Source organism: Streptomyces sparsogenes subsp. cuspidosporus (assembly GCF_039532705.1).
Taxonomy (GTDB): domain Bacteria; phylum Actinomycetota; class Actinomycetes; order Streptomycetales; family Streptomycetaceae; genus Streptomyces; species Streptomyces sparsogenes.
The window spans coordinates 40,990-61,557 of record NZ_BAAASD010000035.1 but is presented as its reverse complement, the minus strand read 5'-3'; the positions used below and the strand labels follow the sequence as shown (position 1 = coordinate 61,557).

20 protein-coding genes and 1 riboswitch are annotated in these 20,568 nt (G+C 72.8%); of the genes, 10 read left to right on the top strand and 10 right to left on the bottom strand.

Features of this window, described 5'->3' with window-relative positions; all coding sequences use genetic code 11:
- The first annotated feature begins 122 nt into the window (after positions 1-122).
- Positions 123-860 (top strand): phosphatase PAP2 family protein, encoded by a 738-nt coding sequence (locus ABFY07_RS31270; RefSeq protein ID WP_346177708.1) that lies wholly within the window; start codon positions 123-125, stop codon positions 858-860.
- A 268-nt stretch (positions 861-1,128) separates the two neighbouring features.
- On the top strand, positions 1,129-1,644 hold the full coding sequence (locus tag ABFY07_RS31265; RefSeq protein ID WP_346177707.1) for a GNAT family N-acetyltransferase: 516 nt from the start codon (positions 1,129-1,131) through the stop codon (positions 1,642-1,644).
- Positions 1,645-1,740: 96 nt separating this feature from the next.
- Here the strand turns inward: ABFY07_RS31265 and ABFY07_RS43260 are convergent, their stop codons facing one another.
- The gene (locus ABFY07_RS43260; RefSeq protein WP_428837040.1) at positions 1,741-1,995 is read right to left on the bottom strand and encodes a hypothetical protein; all 255 of its coding nucleotides are present in this window, start codon (positions 1,993-1,995) and stop codon (positions 1,741-1,743) included.
- Between the two features lie 167 nt (positions 1,996-2,162).
- Between ABFY07_RS43260 and ABFY07_RS31255 the strand changes: the two genes are divergently transcribed.
- Positions 2,163-3,392 carry a Cmx/CmrA family chloramphenicol efflux MFS transporter gene (locus tag ABFY07_RS31255; RefSeq protein ID WP_346177706.1) on the top strand — a complete coding sequence of 410 codons (1,230 nt, stop codon included), beginning with the start codon at positions 2,163-2,165 and terminating at the stop codon, positions 3,390-3,392.
- 74 nt (positions 3,393-3,466) lie between these two features.
- On the opposite strand, the gene ABFY07_RS31250 is transcribed toward ABFY07_RS31255, so the two are convergent.
- Positions 3,467-3,874: a cupin domain-containing protein gene (locus ABFY07_RS31250; protein ID WP_346177705.1), complete on the bottom strand. Its 408-nt coding sequence runs from the start codon at positions 3,872-3,874 to the stop codon at positions 3,467-3,469.
- 113 nt (positions 3,875-3,987) lie between these two features.
- Between ABFY07_RS31250 and ABFY07_RS31245 the strand changes: the two genes are divergently transcribed.
- The gene (locus ABFY07_RS31245; protein ID WP_346177704.1) at positions 3,988-4,971 is read left to right on the top strand and encodes a GlxA family transcriptional regulator; all 984 of its coding nucleotides are present in this window, start codon (positions 3,988-3,990) and stop codon (positions 4,969-4,971) included.
- Between the two features lie 178 nt (positions 4,972-5,149).
- On the opposite strand, the gene ABFY07_RS31240 is transcribed toward ABFY07_RS31245, so the two are convergent.
- A complete protein-coding gene (locus ABFY07_RS31240; RefSeq protein WP_079150909.1) occupies positions 5,150-5,503 on the bottom strand; it encodes a hypothetical protein in 354 nt (117 codons plus the stop codon).
- 160 nt (positions 5,504-5,663) lie between these two features.
- On the opposite strand from ABFY07_RS31240, the gene ABFY07_RS31235 reads away from it, so the two are divergent.
- Entirely contained in the window at positions 5,664-6,593 is a 930-nt protein-coding gene (locus tag ABFY07_RS31235) for a MurR/RpiR family transcriptional regulator (RefSeq protein WP_065961008.1), read from the top strand.
- 64 nt (positions 6,594-6,657) lie between these two features.
- Positions 6,658-7,593 carry an N-acetylmuramic acid 6-phosphate etherase gene (gene murQ / locus ABFY07_RS31230; RefSeq protein WP_346177703.1) on the top strand — a complete coding sequence of 312 codons (936 nt, stop codon included), beginning with the start codon at positions 6,658-6,660 and terminating at the stop codon, positions 7,591-7,593.
- Between the two features lie 104 nt (positions 7,594-7,697).
- Here the strand turns inward: murQ and groL are convergent, their stop codons facing one another.
- The 4 genes from groL to thrC form a co-directional block, all read right to left on the bottom strand.
- Positions 7,698-9,323, bottom strand: coding sequence for a chaperonin GroEL (gene groL / locus ABFY07_RS31225; RefSeq protein ID WP_065961011.1), 1,626 nt, complete (start codon positions 9,321-9,323; stop codon positions 7,698-7,700).
- Between the two features lie 318 nt (positions 9,324-9,641).
- Entirely contained in the window at positions 9,642-9,848 is a 207-nt protein-coding gene (locus tag ABFY07_RS31220; protein ID WP_009716982.1) for a cold-shock protein, read from the bottom strand.
- A 442-nt stretch (positions 9,849-10,290) separates the two neighbouring features.
- Positions 10,291-10,569: a MoaD/ThiS family protein gene (locus ABFY07_RS31215; protein WP_065961012.1), complete on the bottom strand. Its 279-nt coding sequence runs from the start codon at positions 10,567-10,569 to the stop codon at positions 10,291-10,293.
- Positions 10,570-10,618: 49 nt separating this feature from the next.
- Entirely contained in the window at positions 10,619-11,941 is a 1,323-nt protein-coding gene (thrC, locus tag ABFY07_RS31210; protein ID WP_065961015.1) for a threonine synthase, read from the bottom strand.
- An 18-nt stretch (positions 11,942-11,959) separates the two neighbouring features.
- Positions 11,960-12,103: riboswitch (SAM riboswitch) on the bottom strand.
- 183 nt (positions 12,104-12,286) lie between these two features.
- Between thrC and ABFY07_RS31205 the strand changes: the two genes are divergently transcribed.
- Complete coding sequence (locus ABFY07_RS31205; RefSeq protein WP_346177743.1) at positions 12,287-13,261, top strand: glucosyl-3-phosphoglycerate synthase; 975 nt, start codon at positions 12,287-12,289, stop codon at positions 13,259-13,261.
- Positions 13,262-13,451: 190 nt separating this feature from the next.
- Positions 13,452-14,912, top strand: coding sequence for an alpha,alpha-trehalose-phosphate synthase (UDP-forming) (locus ABFY07_RS31200; protein WP_346177702.1), 1,461 nt, complete (start codon positions 13,452-13,454; stop codon positions 14,910-14,912).
- A 389-nt stretch (positions 14,913-15,301) separates the two neighbouring features.
- Here ABFY07_RS31200 and otsB read toward each other — a convergent pair whose 3' ends face one another.
- From otsB to ABFY07_RS31185, 3 genes are all read right to left on the bottom strand, one after another.
- Positions 15,302-16,144, bottom strand: coding sequence for a trehalose-phosphatase (gene otsB, locus ABFY07_RS31195; protein ID WP_346177701.1), 843 nt, complete (start codon positions 16,142-16,144; stop codon positions 15,302-15,304).
- A 273-nt stretch (positions 16,145-16,417) separates the two neighbouring features.
- A complete protein-coding gene (locus tag ABFY07_RS31190; protein ID WP_428837043.1) occupies positions 16,418-16,726 on the bottom strand; it encodes a DUF3263 domain-containing protein in 309 nt (102 codons plus the stop codon).
- 2 nt (positions 16,727-16,728) lie between these two features.
- A complete protein-coding gene (locus ABFY07_RS31185) occupies positions 16,729-18,009 on the bottom strand; it encodes an ABC transporter substrate-binding protein (protein WP_346177700.1) in 1,281 nt (426 codons plus the stop codon).
- Positions 18,010-18,221: 212 nt separating this feature from the next.
- On the opposite strand from ABFY07_RS31185, the gene ABFY07_RS31180 reads away from it, so the two are divergent.
- Together ABFY07_RS31180 and nagA are read left to right on the top strand one after the other, a co-directional pair.
- On the top strand, positions 18,222-19,154 hold the full coding sequence (locus ABFY07_RS31180) for an ROK family protein (protein WP_346177699.1): 933 nt from the start codon (positions 18,222-18,224) through the stop codon (positions 19,152-19,154).
- Positions 19,154-20,542 carry an N-acetylglucosamine-6-phosphate deacetylase gene (gene nagA, locus ABFY07_RS31175; RefSeq protein WP_428837039.1) on the top strand — a complete coding sequence of 463 codons (1,389 nt, stop codon included), beginning with the start codon at positions 19,154-19,156 and terminating at the stop codon, positions 20,540-20,542. Before ABFY07_RS31180 ends, nagA begins: the two co-directional genes overlap by 1 nt.
- Positions 20,543-20,568 lie beyond the last annotated feature (26 nt).

Here is a 20,568-nt window from a genome sequence, read left to right as displayed (position 1 = left end):
CACGTGCCGCTCGCAGCCCTGGAGTTGGCGCAAGGCGAGCAGCCGCGACCTGACGATCGTCAGGGGTCGGAGGTGTCCTTCGGGTCGGGTGTTCGCGTGCCTTCGTGCCTAGCGTCGGGCGCATGGATTACAGATCTCCCCACGACGCCGGCCACGATCGCCGGTGGCTCCGTTCACTGATGGCACTGGGCGCGGGGGCGGTGGCTCTCGTGCTGCTGTACCCGGGCGGGCTGGGGAAGGCCGGGCCGGTGGAGGTGACCGGCGGGCCTTCGGCGGCGGTGTATCGGGCGGTGAACGGTGTGGTGGCCGACGGGCCGTCGTGGACGGGGGCGGTGCTGGACCTCGCCGCCGACGGGCTCCTGGTCGTCCTCGGGTTGCTGCTGGCGTGGGCGGGGTGGGCGGCCGTGCGACGGCGCAGTGCCCGTGACCTCGCGGGGGCGGTCCTGGCCGGCGTCGGGACCGTCGTCGCGTACGCGTCCAGCGAGGCGCTGAAGCTGGTGGTGGACGAGGAGCGGCCGTGCCGTGCGGTGGGCGGGGTGGAGGCGGTGGCCGACTGTCCGCCGGCGGGTGACTGGTCGTTCCCGAGCAACCACGCCACCCTCGCTGTCGGGCTCGCCGTCGGCCTGGCCGTGCTGCTCCCCCGCCTGGCGGCCCTCGCGTTGCCGCTGGGGGCGGTGGTGGCGGTGGCCCGCGTGGCCGCGGGCGTGCACTACCCCCACGACGTGCTGGCCGGCGCGGCGCTGGGGGCCGCCGTCGTCGCCGCGCTCATGTGGTCGGTCGGCCCGCCCGCCACCCGGGCCGTGGCGGTGCTGGTCGAGCGGCGGGGAGCGGCGGAAACCGTGCCGGCACGGCGGCCATGAGCTGCCCGGCAGCGTCGAAACCACCGGCCGGTCAAGGGATTTGGTACACTCCAGCGGTTCGTGTTGACACAGGCCGTGTTGTTACAGGCCGGGGACGAGAGGGAGGGCGAGTTGATGGCCGCGCCGAAGGCCACTGCGCCGCGCAGCGCCCGGACCGTCCTCACGTCCCGGGCGACGGCCTGACCCAGTCGCCCGCCTCGCCGGGAGCGTGAGCTCGCGAGGCAGTCCTGTACACGAACCTCACCATGAAACGGATCCTCATCCCGTCATGCCTAACCACCACCAGTGGCTCACCCGCGCCGAGACCGAGGCCGACATCCCCGCCATCCGCGAGATCGTGCTCGCCGCCTTCGACACCCCGTACGAGGCCGATCTCGTCGACGCCCTGCGCGCCGACGCCTCGTGGATCGAGGGCCTGTCCGTCGTCAGCACCGACGAGGACGGCAGGCCCGTCGGCCACGCGCTGCTGACGCGCTGCCACATCGGCGACACCCCGGCGCTGTGTCTGGCCCCGGTGTCCGTGCTTCCCGCACACCAGAAGAGCGGCGCCGGCTCGGCGGCCATCCGCGCCGCGCTGAGTGCGGCCAGGGGGCTGGGCGAGTCCTACGTCACCGTCCTCGGACACCCGGCGTACTACCCGCGCTTCGGCTTCACCCGCGCCTCCGCCCACGGCATCGGCGTGACCCTCGATGTCCCGGACGAGGCGATGATGGCCCTTGCCCTGGACGAGGACCGCCCGCTGCCGAGCGGCACCGTCCGTTACGCGGCGCCCTTCGGGGTCTGATGGCGCGGTGAGTACGGGACAGCGACACGCCGACGCCACGGCGTGTCGCTGTCCCATTTCCACCGCAAAGTCACCGGCCGCTGTGCACCGCACATGTCACCGGCCGCCCGCCTCCCCGGCCAGGAGCCGGTCGACCAGCGTGGCGACCAGGTCGTGGCGCTGCTCCTCGGAGAAGAGGTCGGGGAGGGTGAGGCGTTCGAGGATCAGCCAGTTGAGGCCCAGATAGAGCAGGACGACCATGCTCGCGTCGCCGGGCAGGCCGGGGTGGTCGCCGGGGGCGGCGTGCCGGCCTTCGCCGAAGGGTTCGGCCCGCGCCCCTTCTCCCCCGTGGAGACGCTCACCTTCAGCCACGGTGGGACCGTCACCACCTACCGCCCGACCGCCACCTAGGGAACGTCTCCCCTGGCCGGACGGGGGCCACCAGGTGGCCGGTGAAGGACGGCGGCCGATGCGGAATAGCAAGATCCAGCCAGGCGTTGACTCCGTGCATGCCCCCGGTTGATCACGCTCGCACCCGCATGCCCCTCGCCGTCTCCATCCTCGGCCTGTCCGTTTTCGCCCTCGGCACCTCGGAGTTCATGCTCTCCGGGCTGCTGCAACCGATCGCCCGCGACATGGACGTGTCCATACCGACCGCCGGGCTGCTCATCTCCGCCTTCGCGATCGGAATGGTGGTCGGCGCGCCGCTGCTCGCCGCCGCCACGCTGCGGCTGCCGCAGCGGACGACGCTGATCGCGCTGCTGGCGGTGTTCGGCCTGGGGCAGGTCGCGGGGGCGGTGGCGCCCTCGTACGAGGTGCTGTTCGCCTCGCGGGTGGTCAGCGCGCTCGCGTGTGCGGGGTTCTGGGCGGTGGGGGCGGCGGTGGCCGTGTCGCTGGTGCCGGTGAACGCGCGGGCGCGGGCGATGGCGATGATGATCGGCGGGCTGAGCATCGCGAACGTCGTCGGGGTGCCCGCCGGGGCCCTGCTGGGGCAGCACGCCGGGTGGCGGGCGGCCTTCTGGGCGGTGGCGGGGCTGTCGGCGCTCGGCCTGGTGGGCGTGGTCGCGTTCGTACCGCGTACGGAGGCGCGGTCCGGGCAGGACCGGCCGCGGCTGCGCACGGAGCTGGCCATCTACCGCGACGGGCAGGTGTGGCTGGCGCTGGCCACCACCGCGCTCAGCGGCGGCGCCGTCTTCTGCCTCTTCTCCTACCTCGCGCCGCTGCTGACGGACGTGGCCGGGATGGACGAGGGCTGGGTGCCGACCGTGCTGGCGCTGTTCGGCGTCGGGGCGCTCGTGGGGACGGCGGTCGGCGGACGGATCGCGGACGCCCATCTCTTCGGCACCCTCTACGGCGGCATCACCGCCTCGACGCTCGTACTGACCGCGCTCGCGCTGACCGCGCACCACGTGGTCGCGGCCGTGACCCTGGCGCTGCTGCTCGGCGTGACGGCCTTCTTCACCGCGCCCGCGCTCAACGCCCGGATGTTCAACGTCGCGAACGCCGCCCCGACGCTCGCCGGCGCCACCAACACGTCCGCCTTCAACATCGGCAACACCCTCGGCCCCTGGCTCGGCGGGCTCGTCATCGACGCGGGCTGGGGCTACCCGGCCGTGGCCTGGACGGGCGCGGCGCTCGCGGCGGCCGCCATCGGGATGACGGCCGCCGCCTCCCGGCTGCACCACGCGCGGGGCGGCTCCCGGGTGGTCACCGGCTCGGCCGCCCCCGAGCAGCAGGAACGGCACGACGCGCTGGAGCAGGCGGGCTGAAACGCGCCGGGCGGGGGCTCACCCCCGCCGGACAGGCGCGGGCGGGGGCCGGCGCGGGCGGGTCGGCGGGCGGGCTACGGGGACGGCTGGACGTCGAGCGCGTGCCCTGTCGTCGCGTCGACGTGACCGGGGATCCCCTCGTGCCGGTCGCCGACCGACAGCGTCCCCGTGGGCTCGAACATGAGGATCGCCGCTCCCTCGGGGGCGTACGGCCTGTGCTCCGTGCCCCGGGGGACGGTGAACACCGCCCCCTTGGGGAGCCGGACGGTGCGCTCCCCCGCGGCCTCGCGCAGCGAGATGCGCAGTTCGCCGTCGAGCACCAGGAAGAACTCGTCGGTGTCGTCGTGTACGTGCCAGATGTGCTCGCCCTCGACCTTGGCGACGCGCACGTCGTAGTCGTTGACGCGGGTGACGATGCGGGGGCTCCACAGCGCGTCGAAGGAGGCGAGGGCCTGGCTGAGGGCGATGGGTTCGTTGCTCACGGGTTCGTTGCTCACGAGTGCGTTGCTCACGGGTGCGTTGCTCACGGGTGCGTTGCTCACGAGAGCGATCCTCGCCGGTTGAGCACGCCACCCGTAAGTGCTAGGAATCGCATATGACGCAAGGATCCTCGCAGCCGGATCGGACAGCGGGCCCGCACCGGGTCGTCGTGATCGTCGACGAGAACTCCAACCCCTTCGAGCTCGGCTGCGCGACCGAGGTCTTCGGCCTGCGCAGGCCCGAGATCGGCCGCGACCTCTACGACTTCCGGCTGTGCTCGCCCGAACCCCGCACCCTGATGCGGGACGGCTTCTTCACGCTCACCGGGGTCGCCGAGCTGGACGCGGCCGACACGGCGGACACCCTGATCGTCCCCAACCGGCCCGATGTGGAGGTGGCCCGCCGCCCCGCCGTGCTGGCCGCGGTGCGGCGGGCGCACCGGCGCGGGGCGCGGCTGGTGGGCTTCTGCAGCGGCGCCTTCACGCTCGCCGAGGCCGGGGTCCTCGACGGCCGCCGGGCCACCGCGCACTGGCAGTGGGCCGGCTCCTTCCGGGCCCGCTTCCCGTCCGTCCGGCTCGAAGAGGACGTGCTGTTCGTGGACGACGGCGACATCCTCACCGCCGCGGGGAGCGCGGCCGCGCTCGATCTCGGGCTGCACATCGTCCGCCGTGACCACGGCGCAGAAGTGGCCAACTCGGTCAGCCGCCGGCTGGTCTTCGCGGCGCACCGGGACGGCGGTCAGCAGCAGTTCATCGAACGCCCGGTGCCCGACCTCCCGGACGAGTCCCTGGCCCCCGTCCTGGCCTGGGCCCAGGAGCGGCTCGACGCCCCGCTCACCGTGTCCGACCTCGCGGCGCGCGCCGCGGTCAGCCCGGCGACGCTGCACCGGCGCTTCCGTACGCAGCTGGGCACGACACCGCTGGCCTGGCTCACGGGGGAGCGGCTCGCGCTGGCCTGCCGGCTGATCGAGCGGGGCGAGTCGCGCTTCGAGGTGGTCGCGCGCCACAGCGGGCTCGGCACCGCCGCCAACCTGCGCGCGCTGATGCGGCGCGAGACCGGCCTCACCCCGTCCGCGTACCGCCGCCGCTTCGGGCCCTGAGAGCGTCACGCCCTGAGAACCTCACCCTGAGAGCCTCACGCCCTGAGAGCGTCACCCCCTGAGAACCTCACACCCTGAGAACCTCACACCCTGAGAACCTCACACCCTGAGAGCGTCACACCCTGAGAGCGTCACGCCCCTTGAGCCTCCCCCCTGAGAGCCTCGCCCCCTGAGAGCGTCACACCGTCCCGAGCGCCCCCACCCGCGCCACCGAGACCGCCGTCTTGCCGCACACCCAGTGCGGATCCGGGCCCAACTCCGGCTCCACGTCCAGCGCGTGCAGATCGCCGCCCTCGGTGCACACCGGGCACAGCGGCCACCGCCCGTACCGCTCGAGCAGGGCGTCCTGGACGTCCTGGGCGACCAGGCCGGCCAGGTACGCGGCGCCCTCCGGCCACTGCTCGACCCACCATCGCCGGTGCGCGATGGAGTCCTCCACGAGCGAGACGATGTCCGCCTGGGCGACCTCGCCCGCCGCGAGGTCCGCGAGTACGAGCGCCCGTGCCGCGTGCAGTGCCTGTTCGAGCTTCATGGGACCCATTGTCACCTTTGACCACACCGAGCGCGCGTCGGTGAGCCCGCGGCGGGCCCCTCCACGGCCCCGGGCGCGCGCCTGACGGCCCCGGGCACCCGTCTGACAGCCCCGGCCGGGCCCCTTGACGGCCCCCTGGCGCCGAAAATACCTTTCAGTAGTGAGTAGCAAGCTGAAGGAAACTTTCAATACGCCCGAAGCCACTCCGCCCGCCCCCGCCGCCCTCGCGGCCAAGGTCCGTACCCTCGCGCCCTCGATGACCCGCTCCATGCAGCGCGTCGCCGAGGCCGTGGCGGGGGATCCGGCCGGCTGTGCCGCGCTCACCGTCACCGGGCTCGCCGAGCGCACCGGCACCAGCGAGGCCACCGTGGTCCGCACCTCTCGGCTGCTCGGCTACCCCGGCTACCGCGATCTGCGCCTCGCGCTCGCCGCGCTCGCCGCCCAGCAGGCGGCCGGCCGCGCCCCGGCGGTCACCGCCGACATCGCGGTCGACGACCCCATCGCCGACGTCGTCACCAAGCTCGCCCAGGAAGAGCAGCAGTGCCTGGCCGACACCGCCGCCGGGTTGGACACCGCCCAGCTCGAAGCCGCCGTCGCCGCGCTCGCCGCCGCCCGCCGGATCGACGTCTACGGCGTCGGCGCCTCCAGCCTGGTCGGCCAGGACCTGGTCCAGAAGCTGCTGCGTATCGGGCTGATAGCCCACGCGCACGCCGATCCGCACCTCGCCGTCACCAACGCCGTGCAGCTGCACTCCGGGGACGTCGCCCTCGCGATCACCCACTCGGGCCGCACCACCGACGTCATCGAGCCCTTGCGCGTGGCCTTCGAACACGGCGCCACCACCGTCGCGATCACCGGCCGCCCCGACGGCGAGGTCGCGCAGTACGCGGATCTGGTGCTCACCACCTCCACCGCCCGGGAGAGCGAGCTGCGCCCGGCGGCGATGTCCAGCCGCACGAGTCAACTTCTCGTCGTGGATTGCCTCTTCATAGGTGTGGCGCAGCGTACGTACGAGGCGGCGGCGCCCGCGCTGGCCGCCTCGTACGAAGCTCTCGCCCACCGGCATGACCCCCGGCCCGGACCCCGCTGACCGAGCGCCGACCGAGTCGGGACACACCCCCGTTGAACCCCGTACCGGAAAGAGCCGCTTCGCCATGACTTCCGCCGCTGACCAGGAACAGCTGCGCGCCCAGCTGGACACGCTCACCACCGAGGCGTTCCGCCCCGAGCTCGCCGAGATCGACCGGCTGGCGACCCTCGAGATCGCCCGCGTCATGAACGGCGAGGACGCGGCCGTGCCCGCGGCCGTCGCCACCCAGCTCCCCCGGATCGCCGCCGCGATCGACGGCATCGCCGAGCGCATGGCCCGCGGCGGCCGGCTCGTCTACGCGGGCGCGGGCACCGCCGGGCGGCTCGGTGTGCTCGACGCCAGCGAGTGCCCGCCCACCTTCAACACCGCCCCCGGCCAGGTCGTCGGCCTGATCGCGGGCGGGCCCGCCGCCATGGTGACCTCCGCCGAGGGCGCCGAGGACAGCAAGGAACTGGCCGCCGCCGACCTCGACGCGCTCGGCGTCGGCCCGGACGACTCCGTCGTCGGCATCTCCGCCTCCGGCCGCACCCCGTACGCGGTCGGCGCCGTCGAGCACGCCCGCCGACTCGGCGCGCTCACCGTCGGGCTGTCCTGCAACGCGGGCTCCGCGCTCGCGGCGGCCGCCGAGCACGGAATCGAGGTGGTGGTCGGGCCCGAGCTGCTCACCGGCTCCACCCGGCTCAAGGCGGGCACGGCCCAGAAGCTCGTGCTCAACATGATCTCGACCATCACCATGATCAAGCTGGGCAAGACCTACGGGAATCTGATGGTCGACGTGCGCGCCTCGAACGAGAAGCTGCGCGCCCGCTCGCGCCGCATCGTCTCCCTGGCCACCGGCGCCCCCGACCCGCAGATCGAGGCCGCGCTGGCGGCCAGCGACGGCGAGGCGAAGCACGCCATCCTGGCCATCCTCGGCCAGGTGGACGCCGCCACCGCAGCCCGGCTGCTGAGCGAGTCGGACGGCCATCTGCGGGCCGCCCTGGAGGCCGCGCAGGGGTAGCCCATCGGGCGCTGAAACGCCGTCGGGGCGGCACCCTGGGAGAGGGTGCCGCCCCGACGTACCCGATGTATCGGGCGGAACAGCCGATCGACTCGAGCAGTCGATCAGAAGTCCATGTCACCGCCCGGCATGCCGCCCGGAGCGCCCGCCGCGGCGGCCTTCTCCGGCTTGTCGGCGATGACGGCCTCGGTGGTCAGGAACAGCGCGGCGATCGACGCGGCGTTCTGCAGCGCGGAGCGCGTGACCTTGGCCGGGTCGATGATGCCCTCGGCGATCAGGTCGACGTACTCGCCGGTCGCGGCGTTCAGGCCGTGGCCCGGGGTCAGGTTGCGCACCTTCTCCACCACGACGCCGCCCTCGAGGCCGGCGTTGACCGCGATCTGCTTCAGCGGGGCCTCGAGCGCCAGGCGCACGGCCTGGGCGCCGGTGGCCTCGTCGCCGTCCAGCTCCAGCTTCTCGAAGACCGAGACGGTCTGCAGCAGGGCCACGCCACCACCGGCGACGATGCCCTCCTCCACGGCGGCCTTGGCGTTGCGCACCGCGTCCTCGATGCGGTGCTTGCGCTCCTTCAGCTCGACCTCGGTGGCGGCACCGGCCTTGATGACGGCCACGCCGCCGGCCAGCTTGGCCAGGCGCTCCTGGAGCTTCTCGCGGTCGTAGTCCGAGTCCGAGGACTCGATCTCGGCGCGGATCTGGTTGACGCGGCCCTGCACCTGGTCGGTGTCGCCGGCGCCGTCCACGATGGTGGTCTCGTCCTTGGTGACGGTGACCTTGCGGGCGCGGCCGAGCAGGTCGATGCCGGCGTTCTCCAGCTTGAGGCCGACCTCCTCGGAGATGACGGTGCCACCGGTGAGGATGGCGATGTCGCCGAGCATGGCCTTGCGGCGGTCACCGAAGCCCGGGGCCTTGACGGCGACGGACTTGAAGGTGCCGCGGATCTTGTTGACGACCAGGGTCGCCAGGGCCTCGCCCTCGATGTCCTCGGCGATGATCAGCAGCGGCTTGCCCGACTGCATGACCTTCTCCAGCAGCGGCAGGAGGTCCTTCACGCTGCTGATCTTCGAGTTGACGATCAGGATGTACGGGTCGTCGAGCGACGCCTCCATACGCTCCATGTCGGTGGCGAAGTACGGGGAGATGTAGCCCTTGTCGAAGCGCATGCCCTCGGTGAGCTCGAGCTCGAGCCCGAAGGTCTGCGACTCCTCGACGGTGATGACACCTTCCTTGCCGACCTTGTCCATCGCCTCGGCGATGAGCTCGCCGATCTGGGTGTCGGCGGCGGAGATGGAGGCGGTGGAGGCGATCTGCTCCTTGGTCTCCACGTCCTTGGCCTGCTCGAGCAGCTGGGCGGAGACGGCCTCGACGGCCTTCTCGATGCCGCGCTTCAGGGCCATCGGGTTGGCGCCGGCGGCGACGTTGCGCAGGCCCTCGCGGACCAGCGCCTGGGCGAGGACGGTCGCGGTCGTCGTGCCGTCACCGGCGACGTCGTCCGTCTTCTTCGCGACCTCCTTGACCAGCTCGGCGCCGATCTTCTCGTACGCGTCCTCGAGCTCGATCTCCTTGGCGATGGACACACCATCGTTGGTGATCGTGGGGGCGCCCCACTTCTTCTCGAGGACGACGTTGCGACCCTTGGGGCCGAGGGTGACCTTGACGGCGTCGGCGAGCTGGTTCATCCCGCGCTCGAGGCCGCGCCGCGCCTCCTCGTCGAACGCGATGATCTTGGCCATGTGAAGTGGTCCTCCCAAGACGGGGTGGATTGCTCCGGACCGCGCCTGGCGCCCGCGACGGACGGTCTGCCTGCCCCGCGGTTCCTTGCCCCGCACGGCCCGACGGACCTCACCGACCCGATCCTTCTGTCACTCTCACTCTCAGAGTGCTAACGCCAATGATTAGCACTCGACCCCCGAGAGTGCAAGCGTGGGGGTGGGTGACAGGTTGGGGCAAGGTGACCTCAAGTGATCATCCGGACGCATGCCAAAGGGCCCGTGCCCCCGGGAGGGTACGGGCCCTTTGAACGGTCCAGTCAGCTGCCTCGCGTCGGCGCTTCAGCCAACAGCCACGCGGACCATGTCCGCCTGCGGCCCCTTCTGGCCCTGCGAGATCTCGAACTCGACCCGCTGGCCTTCCTCGAGGGTGCGGTACCCGTCCATCTGGATCGCGCTGTAGTGGACGAACACGTCCGCACCACCGTCGACCGCGATGAAGCCGTACCCCTTCTCCGCGTTGAACCACTTGACGGTGCCCTGAGCCATTCCTAACTCCCCTATTGCTGGCCCTTGCGCAGGACCGCACTCCGCGGACCCGGGTCAGACCTCACCCCCCGAGTCGAGGGGGGTGTGCGCCGGAACGCGTCGACCGCCGCTGAATGTATCTGTCCCACTGCCCTCTGCAACAGGTCAATCGGACGAGAATTCTGGCGAGGGTCGATCGGTAATAAGTGGCGAATTCCCGTGAATTCGGGGCAACCCGGGCCGGACATAGGGGATCAACCCGACAATTCGTACGCGCACTCAGCGCACAAGTTGACGAGTTCTCATATGCGGTCGGCGCCGAAGCCGACCGAAGCAGATGGGGATCGCTTCAACTGTATCGCGATTCAACACGCGGAATCGCCTCGTCCGTTTCTATCAGGACGAGGCGATTCCGTTTATGCCGGGGGTGGGGTTCCCGGGTGGGACGCGGCGTACGACCGGATCAGCAGCCGCCCGCGACCGCCGGGATGATCGAGATCCCGGCGCCGTCCGGCGTCGCGGTCTCCAGGCCGTCGGCGAAGCGCACGTCATCGTCGTTGACGTAGACGTTCACGAAGCGGCGCAGCTTGCCGGTGTCGTCCAGCACCCGGGCCGCGATGCCCTGGTGGTTGCGGTCCAGGTCGGAGAGGACCTCGGCGAGGGTCGCCCCCTCGGCGCTGACCTCCGCCTGACCGCCGGTGTAGGTGCGGAGGATGGTCGGGATCCGGACATTGACGCTCATGAGGGTTTCACCTTCTCGTGGGAAGTGCGGCGGGAAGCGAGGGACGAAATCAAGCCAGACCGGCGTCGCGGAACGCGTCGAGGCTGGGTCGGATCACCGCCGTGGGCCCGCTCGTCGGGGCGACCGCGTCGAGCGTCTTGAGGCCGTCGCCCGTGTTGAGCACGACGGTGGTGAGGGTGGGGTCCAGCACCCCGTTCTCGAGCAGCTTCCTCGTCACGCCCAGGGTCACCCCGCCCGCGGTCTCCGCGAAGATCCCCTCCGTACGGGCCAGCAGCTTGATCGCGTCGACGACCTGCTCGTCGTTCACGTCCTCCACCGCTCCGCCCGTGCGGCGCGCGATGTCCAGCACATACGGCCCGTCCGCCGGGTTGCCGATGGCCAGCGACTTGGCGATGGTGTTCGGCTTCTGCGGGCGCACCACGTCGTGGCCGGCCTTGAAGGCGGTGGAGACCGGGGAGCAGCCCTCGGCCTGGGCACCGAAGATCTTGTACGGCTTGTCCTCGACCAGGCCCAGCTCGATGAGCTCCTTCAGCCCCTTGTCGATCTTCGTGAGCTGCGAGCCGGACGCGATCGGGATGACGAGCTGGTCCGGCAGCCGCCAGCCGAGCTGTTCGCAGATCTCGTACGCGAGGGTCTTGGACCCCTCCGCGTAGTACGGGCGCAGGTTGACGTTGACGAAGCCCCAGCCCTCGCCCGCCGGGTCGCCGATCAGCTCGCTGCAGAAGCGGTTGACGTCGTCGTACGTGCCCTCGATGGCGACCAGGTCGCCGCCGTAGACCGCGGCCATGACGACCTTGCCCTGCTCCAGGTCGTGCGGGATGAAGGTGCACGAGCGCAGCCCGGCGCGGGCGGCCGCGGCGCCGACCGCGCCCGCGAGATTGCCGGTGGAGGAGCAGGAGAGGGTGGTGAAGCCGAAGGCGCGGGCGGCCTCGACGGCCTGGGCGACGACGCGGTCCTTGAAGGAGTGCGTCGGGTTCCCGGAGTCGTCCTTGATGTGCAGCTCGCCGGTCACGCCCAGCTCTCGGGCGAGGTTGTCGGCCTTGACCAGCTTGGTGAAGCCGGGGTTCAGATTGGGCTTGTCGGCCACGTCCGCCGGGACGGGCAGCAGCGGGGCGTAGCGCCAGATGTTGTTCGGGCCGGCCTCGATCCGCCGGCGCAGCCCCTCCGGGTCGCCGGTCGGCAGGTCATACGCGACTTCGAGCGGTCCGAAACACTCCGCGCAGGCGAAAATGGGACCGAGGGGGAAGCGTTCCCCGCACTCACGACAGGACAGCGCGACGGCGGGGCCCAGCGAGACGGAGGATCCGGCGGCAGCGGCGGAGTCGGCGGGACCGGAAGAAGTGGTTGAGCTTTCGACAGCTTGCACAGCCATGGATGGCGAGGCCCTTTCTCCTCATCTTCCTCGCGACGCATCTCGTCGCGAGCCGGAATTGGCACCTTCCCTAGCCGGGGCCCCGCTTCGATGAGAATCAGGACCGGCTGGAGGGTTGCCGGGGCTTCAACGGGCCGTTCCCTCTGCCCCTCTGGATGAGCGGTATGGCGCCGGACCTGGCCCGGCGCGTTTGTCGCACTCGACCCCCGACATATGGCGGTCACGTGCGTTGTTCAAGACTGTAACCGAAGGCGTGGATGGTTGAGATAGTCGTCCGAAGCGCGAGATGGATCACAGTCCGCCGTGCTCGCGGGCACAGCAGGAGCACAACAGGGAGGCATGGACGTGCTGGAAGAGGTGGAGCGCTGGCTGAAGGAGCGGTCCTGGTCGGCCGACGACCGTCCGCTCGACCTCCTGCTGGCCGCGAAGCGCGCCACGGGCAGGACCGTGAGCGTCGTCCTGCCCGCCCTCGACGAGGAGGCGACCGTCGGCGAGATCGCCGCCACCATCCGCCGCGAACTGATGAGCGAGGCCGCGCCCCTGGTCGACGAGCTGGTGGTGCTGGACTCCGGATCCACGGACCACACCGCCGAGGTCGCCGCGGCCGCCGGCGCGCGGGTCGTCCACCGCGACTCGCTGCTGCCCGAGCTGCCGGCGCTGCCGGGGAAGGGCGAGGTGCTGTGGCGCTCGCTCCTGGCCACCAGCGGGGACATCATCTGCTTCATCGACGCCGACCTGCGGGAGTTCGACGCGCGCTTCGTCTCCGGGATCGTCGGCCCGCTGCTGACCGAGTCGGACGTGCACCTCGTCAAGGGCATGTACGACCGGCCGCTCGGCGGCGGACAGGACCCGCTCGCCCACGGCGCGGCCGCGGCCCAGGGCGGCCGGGTGACCGAACTCGTCGCCCGGCCGCTGCTCAATCTGCACTGGCCCCAGCTGGCCGGATTCGTACAGCCGCTCGGCGGCGAGTACGCGGCGCGCCGCTCCCTGCTGGAGCGGCTGCCCTTCCCGGTCGGGTACGGGGTGGAGCTCGCCCTGCTCATCGACTCGCTGCACACGGTCGGGCTCGACGCGCTCGCCCAGGTCGACATCGGCGTGCGCAAGCACCGGCACCAGGACGCGCAGGCGCTCGGCCGCATGGCGGCCACGATCTACCGTACGGCCCAGCTGCGGCTGGCCCGCGGCCACCTGGTGCGGCCGCGGCTGACCCAGTTCGACCGGGGGGAGAGCGGTTTCGTGGCCCGGACGAGCGCGGTGGACACGGAGGAGCGGCCGCCGATGATCGAGATCCCGGAGTACGTGGAGCGACGAGCGGCCTGACGCGCGCGGGCCCCGTCACCTGAGGCCTGGCGCGCCCGGCCCTGTCGCCTACTACGTGGCGCGCCGACCGCCTGCTGCCGGGGCGCGCGGCCCCCTGCCCCTCTCCCACCCGGCCCGTCGGCCGACCGCCGACGGGGGCAAGAAACCGCACGCACGTTTGCGCACGGCGCCGGGTGGCTAGGCTCGCGACATGGCCTCCGAGCACAGTGCACAGGTCCTCGTCGCGTCCAACCGCGGCCCGGTCTCGTACACCCTGCGGGAGGGCGGTTCGCTCGACGCCAAGCGCGGCGGCGGCGGGCTGGTCTCCGGCCTCAGCGCCATAGGCCCGGACACCGACGCGGTATGGGTCTGCGCGGCGCTGGGCGACGGCGACCGCGAGGCCGCCCGGCGGGCCGGGCCCGGGCACCTGGACCCCGGGGACACCGGCGGGCAGCGGGTGCGGATGCTCGACATCGCGCCCGAGGTCTTCGACGCCGCGTACAACGGCATCGCGAACTCGGTGCTGTGGTTCGTCCACCACCTGCTCTACCAGACCCCGCTGGAGCCGGCGTTCGGCGCGGAGTTCCGCGACCAGTGGGGCGCCTACCAGGCGTACAACGCGGCCTTCGCCGACGCGCTCGCGCAGGAGGCCGCCGAGGGCGCCGCCGTGCTGGTCCAGGACTACCACCTGGCGCTGGTGCCCGCCATGCTCCGCGAGCGCCGCCCCGACCTGCGGATCGGCCACTTCTCCCACACCCCCTGGGCGCCGCCGGACTACTACCGGCTGCTGCCGGACGACGTGGCGGCGAGCGTGCTGCGCGGCATCCTGGGCGGCGACCGCGCCGCGTTCCTCACCGAGCGCTGGGCCCTCGCCTTCGCCGACTGCGCCGCGGCCGTGCTCGGCGCGGAGGTGGTGCGGGACGGCGCCCGGCTGTCCGTGCGCTTCGAAGGGCGCGAGACCCGGCTGGGCGTCCACGGCCTCGGCGCGGACGCGGACTTCCTGCGGCAGCGGTCGCGCGCGGCGGACGTCGACGAGCGGCTCACCGCCCTGCGCGCGCAGATCGGCCCCGGCCGCAAGTCCATCGTCCGGGTGGACCGCACCGAGCTCTCCAAGAACATCGTCCGCGGGCTGCTGGCCTACCGACGGCTCCTGGAAACCCACCCCGAGTGGCGCGAGCGCGTGGTCCACGTCGCCTTCGCCTACCCCTCCCGCCAGGACCTGGCCGTCTACCGCGACTACACGGAGCAGGTGCGGCGGGTCGCCGGCGAGATCAACGCCGAGTACGGCACGGACGGCTGGCAGCCGGTCGCCCTCCACGTCAAAGACGACTTCGCCCGGTCGCTCGCGGCCTACCGCCTCGCCGACGTGGCCCTCGTCAACCCCATCCGGGACGGCATGAACCTCGTCGCCAAGGAGGTCCCGGTGGTCTCCGAGCGCGGCTGCGCGCTGGTGCTCTCCCGCGAAGCGGGCGCGTACGCGGAACTGGGCGCCGACGCGCTCGTGGTCAACCCGTACGACATCGAAGCGACGGCCCGGGCCCTCCACGAGGCCCTCTCCATGCCCGACGGCGAACGGGCCGAGCGCACCAAACGCCTCGCGGCCGCCGCGACCGCGCTGCCGCCCGCGCAGTGGTTCCTCGCGCAGCTGCGCGAACTGACGACGGCGACGTAGCCCCCCGGGCGCGGGGCGCCCGCCCCCGCCCGGGGCGGGTGCGTGTTGGCCCGGCCCCGCAGGCGGCGCGCCGGGCCCGGCCCGGCTCCCCACGCACACGGACTACCGCGACCGCGCTGCCGCCCGCGCAATGGTTCCTGGCGCAGCTGCGCGAACTGACGACGACGTGGCCCCCGGGCACGGGTCGGACGCGCCGCGCCCGGCATGGGCAGGGCCCACGCCCGGCATGGGCGGGGCAGCACCCCGCATGGGCAGGGCCCACGTCCGACTCCGCCCGGCGTAGATGAGGCCGCGCTCCGCCCCGGCGGGGCCGCGCCCAGCTCCCGCCCGGCGCGTCGCCCGCGGGGTCGGGGCAAAACGGCCTCGCATGGGGGCCGACGGGCCCGCCGTCAGTCCTTGAGGGCCTCGGCCAAGGCGGTCAGGAGGTCGACCACGCCCGTGGGGCCAGCGACCACCAGGTCGGCTCGTTCGGCCAGTTCGGTGACCTCGCTGCTGCCGCTGCACACCAGGACCCCGGGCACGCCCCGCGACCTGAGCTGCTCCACCGCGCCGAACGCGGCCAGATCCCCCAGGTCGTCGCCCGCGTACAGCACCGCTCCGGCCCCGGTCCGCCGGACGTAGTCGGTGAGCGCGACGCCCTTGTCCATGCCCGGCGGCCGCAGCTCGAGCACGAGGCGGCCGGGCTCGACGATCAGCCCGTGCCGCTCGGCGAGGAGGCGAAGCGGCCCGCTCAGCGCCTCGAAGGCGCCCTGCGGGTCGGCGGCGCGGCGGGTGTGGACGGCGACGGCGCGCCCCTTCTCCTCCACGGTGGCGCCCTGCACGTCGCCGACCGCCGCGAGCACGTCCGGCAGTTCGGCCCGGACCGCCGCGACGCCCGGGTGCGGGGGCGGGGTGGCGACCTCGCCGTCGGCGGCGTCCCAGCGCTCCGCGCCGTAGTGGCCGAGGACCAGGAGGCGGTCGAGGCCCGCCGCCTCGGCGAAGCCGCCGTACTCCACGGCGAGGGCGGCCGGCCGGCCGGTGATCACCGCGACGGAGCACAGCCGTGGGGCGAGGCGGGAAAGCGCGGGCACGGCCCCGGGGTGGGCGCGCGCCTGGTCGGGGTCGGGGACGATGTCGGCCAGGGTCCCGTCGAAGTCGAAGGCGAAGACGGCCTCCCCGGGCCGCTGGAGGATCGCCGCCAGGCCCTCACGGCCGGCTGCTGTCGTGGGTACGGGAAGAGGGTGGCTGCCCATGCGGCCGACCCTATCGCCGTGGGGTGAACCGCGGGCAACGGGCACCGTCGCGGCGCCACGGCGGCCGCGTTGGCGGCGGCGCTACGGCTCCCGCGTCAGCAGCGTCGGCGTTCGCCTTCGTGGCTGTACGGCTCCCGCCTCAGCAGCCCCACGGCGGCCGCGTCAGCAGCGTCGGCGTCCGCGGCGCTACGGCTCCCGCCTCAGCGGCGCCCGCGTCCGCCTTCGTGGCGCCACGGCGCCCGCGTCCGCCTTCGTGGCGCCACGGCGCCCGCGTCAGCGGCGTCCGCGGCGTGCTTCGCGCAGGCGGCGGAGGCGGTTGACGGTCACAGGGTCGTGGGCCAGGGCCCGGGGATCGTCCAGGAGGGCGTTCAGGAGCTGGTAGTAGCGGGTCGGCGAGATGCCGAGCCGCTCCCTTATCGCGCGCTCCTTCGCGCCGGGCCCCGGCCAGCCGCGCCGCTCCACGGCGAGCACGTCCCGGTCCCGCTCGGACAGGCCGCCCCCGGCGGGCTCCCCGGCCCCGCCGCTGGGTGCGCCGCCCCTCTCGTCCGCGCGCTCGTCGCGCTCGCCCCGCTCGCCGGACACCACTAACCCGCCGCGGTCTCCATCGCGTCGGCCTGGCGCTGGACCTCGCTGAGCACGCCCGCGGGGTCGCCGCCCTTGGTGACGACCGAGCCGATCTTCTTCTTCAGGCTGGACTGGACCGTCGCCCAGGACGTCTTGTCCACCGGGTAGAACTCGGCGGTCCCCAACTCGTCGAGGAACTTCCACAGCCGCTTGTACTTGCGGTCCCCGCGCATCGTCCTGGAGGCCTTGGTGGTCACCGGCAGCAGGTCGTACTGGGTGGCGAAGTCGAGGACGTTCTGCTCCTCGTAGAGGAAGTCCAGGAAGAGCCCGGCCTGCCGGCGGTTGCCGTTCTGCTTGAAGGCCATGACCCAGTCGGCGACGCCCATGGTGGCCTTGGACTTCCCGTGGCGCCCGGGCAGCGGCGCGGTGCCGTACTCGATGCCGTGGCCGTCCGCCTGCTGCATCAGGGTGGGGTGGCCGTTGAGCATGCCGACCTCGCCGCGCGTGAAGGCGTCGAAGATGTCCTGGCGGTTGGTGCGGGCGGGGGCGTCGGGGCCGGTGAGGCCCTCGCCGACGAGTTCGTCGCGCAGCCACTCCATGGTCTGGATGTTCTGCGTGGAGTCGATGGTGTAGCTGCCGTTGCTGTCGGTGTAACCGCCACCGCCACCGAGCAGCCACATCAGGGTCTCGCCCTGGGACTCCTCGGGGCCCAGCGGCAGCCCGTAGGGGATCTTCACGCCGATCGCCTTGAGCTTGACCGCGGCGTCTTTCAGCTCGGCCCAGGTCTCCGGGACGGAGAGGACGCCGGCCTCGTCGAAGAGCTTCTTGTTGTAGAAGAACAGCCGGGCGCTGGAGACGAAGGGCAGCCCGTACTGCACCCGGCTGACCTCGCCCGCGCCGGCGATGGAGTCGATGAATCCGGCCTGGATGGGGATGGAGAGCATCTGGTCGGCGCGGTAGAGCTTGCCCGCGGCGGCGTAGTCGGCGTACGCGCCGATCTGCGCGATGTCCGGGGCCTGGCCCCGCTTGACCATGTCGGCGAGCTTCTTGTCGATCTCGGTCCAGCTCAGGACCGCGACATCGACCTTGATGTTCTCGTGCTTGGCCTCGAACGCCCGGGCCAGCCTGTCCCAGTACTTCTGGGAGCTGTTGGCGGAGCTGTCGCCGTAGTCGGCCGCCACCACCTTCAACGTGACGTCCCCGGAGCCCGGGCCTTCGCTTCCGCATGCCGTCAGCGCGGGGGATATCGCCGCCGTCGCGGCGCCCGCCGCCGTCAGACCCAAGAACCGCCGACGCTGCACTGCACTTCCCCACCCTCGTGGCTTGACTCGACCTCCTGGCCCGTCCGCGGGAGGTCGAGCGAGTCTGCCCCGGATACCTCCACAGGGTCTACACCATACGGATATCGCTTCGGTATCGACTTTCACCTTTTCGCGGACACCCGGAGCGTAGTCCACCGCCCGAACGGCGAGTGGACTAGACCTCTCGCGGTGGATCGCGCCAGACTGGTCGCGTGAAACACGTCATCGCCCTCGATGTGGGCGGCACCGGCATGAAGGCCGCCCTCGTGGGGGCGGACGGCGCACTCCTCCATGAGGAGAGACGGCCCACGGGCCGGGAGCGCGGGCCGGAGGCCGTTGTCGCCACGATCCTCGACTTCGCCGCCGAACTGCGCGCCATCGGCGAACAGCGCTACGGACAGCCGGCCGCCGCGGCCGGGGTCGGCGTGCCCGGCGTCCTCGACGAGGAGCGCGGCATCGCCGTCTTCGCCGCCAACCTCGGCTGGCGCGATGTGCCGCTGCGCGCCCTGCTCGCCGAACGGCTCGCCGGGACACCGGTCGCGCTGGCCCATGACGTACGCATGGGCGGGCTGGCCGAGGGCCGGATAGGAGCGGGCGAGGGGGCGCGGCGCTTTCTGTTCGTGTCATTGGGCACCGGCATCGCGGGGGCCATCGGCATCGACGGCCGGGTCGACCCCGGGGCCCACGGCTCCTCCGGCGAGATCGGCCATATCGTCGTACGGCCGGGCGGCCCGGCGTGCGGATGCGGCCAGTACGGCTGTCTGGAGACCGTCGCCTCCGCCTCCGCGGTGGGCCGCGCCTGGGCCCTGGCCGGCGGCAACCCCGAGGCGGACGCCGCTGACTGCGCCAAGGCCGTCGAGTCCGGGGACCCGCGGGCCGCGGCGGTCTGGCAGGAGGCCGTGAGCGCCCTCGCCGACGGCCTGGTCACCGGGCTCACCCTGCTGGACCCCGGGGTCATGATCATCGGCGGCGGGCTGGCGGAGGCCGGCGAGACGCTGTTCACGCCGCTGCGCACGGCGGTCCAGGAGCGGATCACGTTCCAGCGACTGCCCTCTATCGTCCCGGCGGCCCTCGGGGACACCGCCGGATGCCTGGGCGCGGGCCTGCTCGCCTGGGATCTTCTCTCCACGGAGGTAAGCGCCTGATGGTCGGACGAACGACTCGAACGGGTCCTGCGGCTCCAGCGGCTCGAACGGTTCTCACGGGCGCCCGGGTGGTGCTGCCGACCGGCGTGGTCGAGAACGGGCGGGTGACCGTCGAGGGACGGCACATCGTCGAGGCGGTCGGCGGCGCGGCGGGGGCAAACGGCGGGGCGGGGACGAACGGCGCGCCATCGGCAGAGGGCGGCGCGGCGGCAGAGGGCGGCGCGGCGACGCGGGGCGCGGCAGACGGCGGCAGATCGGCGGGCGGCACGTCGGCGGGGGGCACATCGGCGAACGGCGGCGCGGCGGCAGACGGCGGCACATCGGCAGACGGCAGCGCGGCCGGCCGCGCCACCGTGCTCGACCTGACCGGCCACTGGATCGTCCCCGGCTTCGTCGACATGCACGTCCACGGCGGTGGCGGCGCCTCCTTCTCCGCCGGCACCCACGAGGAAGCCCTCACCGTGGTCCGTACGCACCTCCGCCACGGCACCACCACCATGCTCGCCTCCACCGTCACCGGCGACCTCGACAACCTCGCGCGGCAGGCCGCCGCCCTCGCCGAGCTGGTCGAGCAGGGCGAGCTGGCCGGTGTCCACTTCGAAGGCCCCTTCATCTCCCCCCACCGCTGCGGCGCCCACCAGCCGTCGCTGCTGCGCCACCCGGACCCCGCGGACGTGCGCAAGCTCATCGACGCCGCGCGCGGCGCCGCGAAGATGCTGACGCTGGCGCCCGAACTGCCGGGCGGCCTGGACTCCGTACGGCTGCTCGCCGACAGCGGCGTCATCGCGGCGGTCGGCCACACCGACGCCGCGTACGAGGCCGCGCTGGAGGCCGTGGAGGCGGGCGCGACCGTGGCGACTCACCTGTTCAACGCGATGCCGCCGCTGCTGCACCGCGAGCCGGGGCCGGTCGCCGCCCTGCTGGAGGACGAGCGGGTCACCATTGAACTGATCAACGACGGCACGCATCTGCACCCCGCCGCGCTGGGGCTGGCCTTCCGCCGCGCGGGCGCCGACCGGGTCGCCTTCATCACGGACGCGATGGGCGCGGCCGGCATGAGCGACGGCACCTACCCGCTGGGCCCGATGGAGGTCGAGGTCACCGACGGGGTCGCGCGGATCAGCACCGGCCCGACGGCCGGTTCGATCGCAGGCTCCACGCTGACCCTCGACCGCGCCTTCGCCCGGGCCGTGACCGTGGACGGACTGAGCGTCCCCGAGGCCGTACGGGCGCTGTCCGCCACCCCCGCGAGGGTTCTCGGCCTGGACGACCGGGTGGGCTCGCTGGAGGCGGGCAAGGACGCCGACCTCGTCGTGCTCGGGGAGGACTTCGGCGTGGTGGGCGTGATGCGCCGGGGCGCCTGGGTGATCGATCCCGAAGTGGGCTGATTCGACACCGCGCTGCGGCGGGCCGG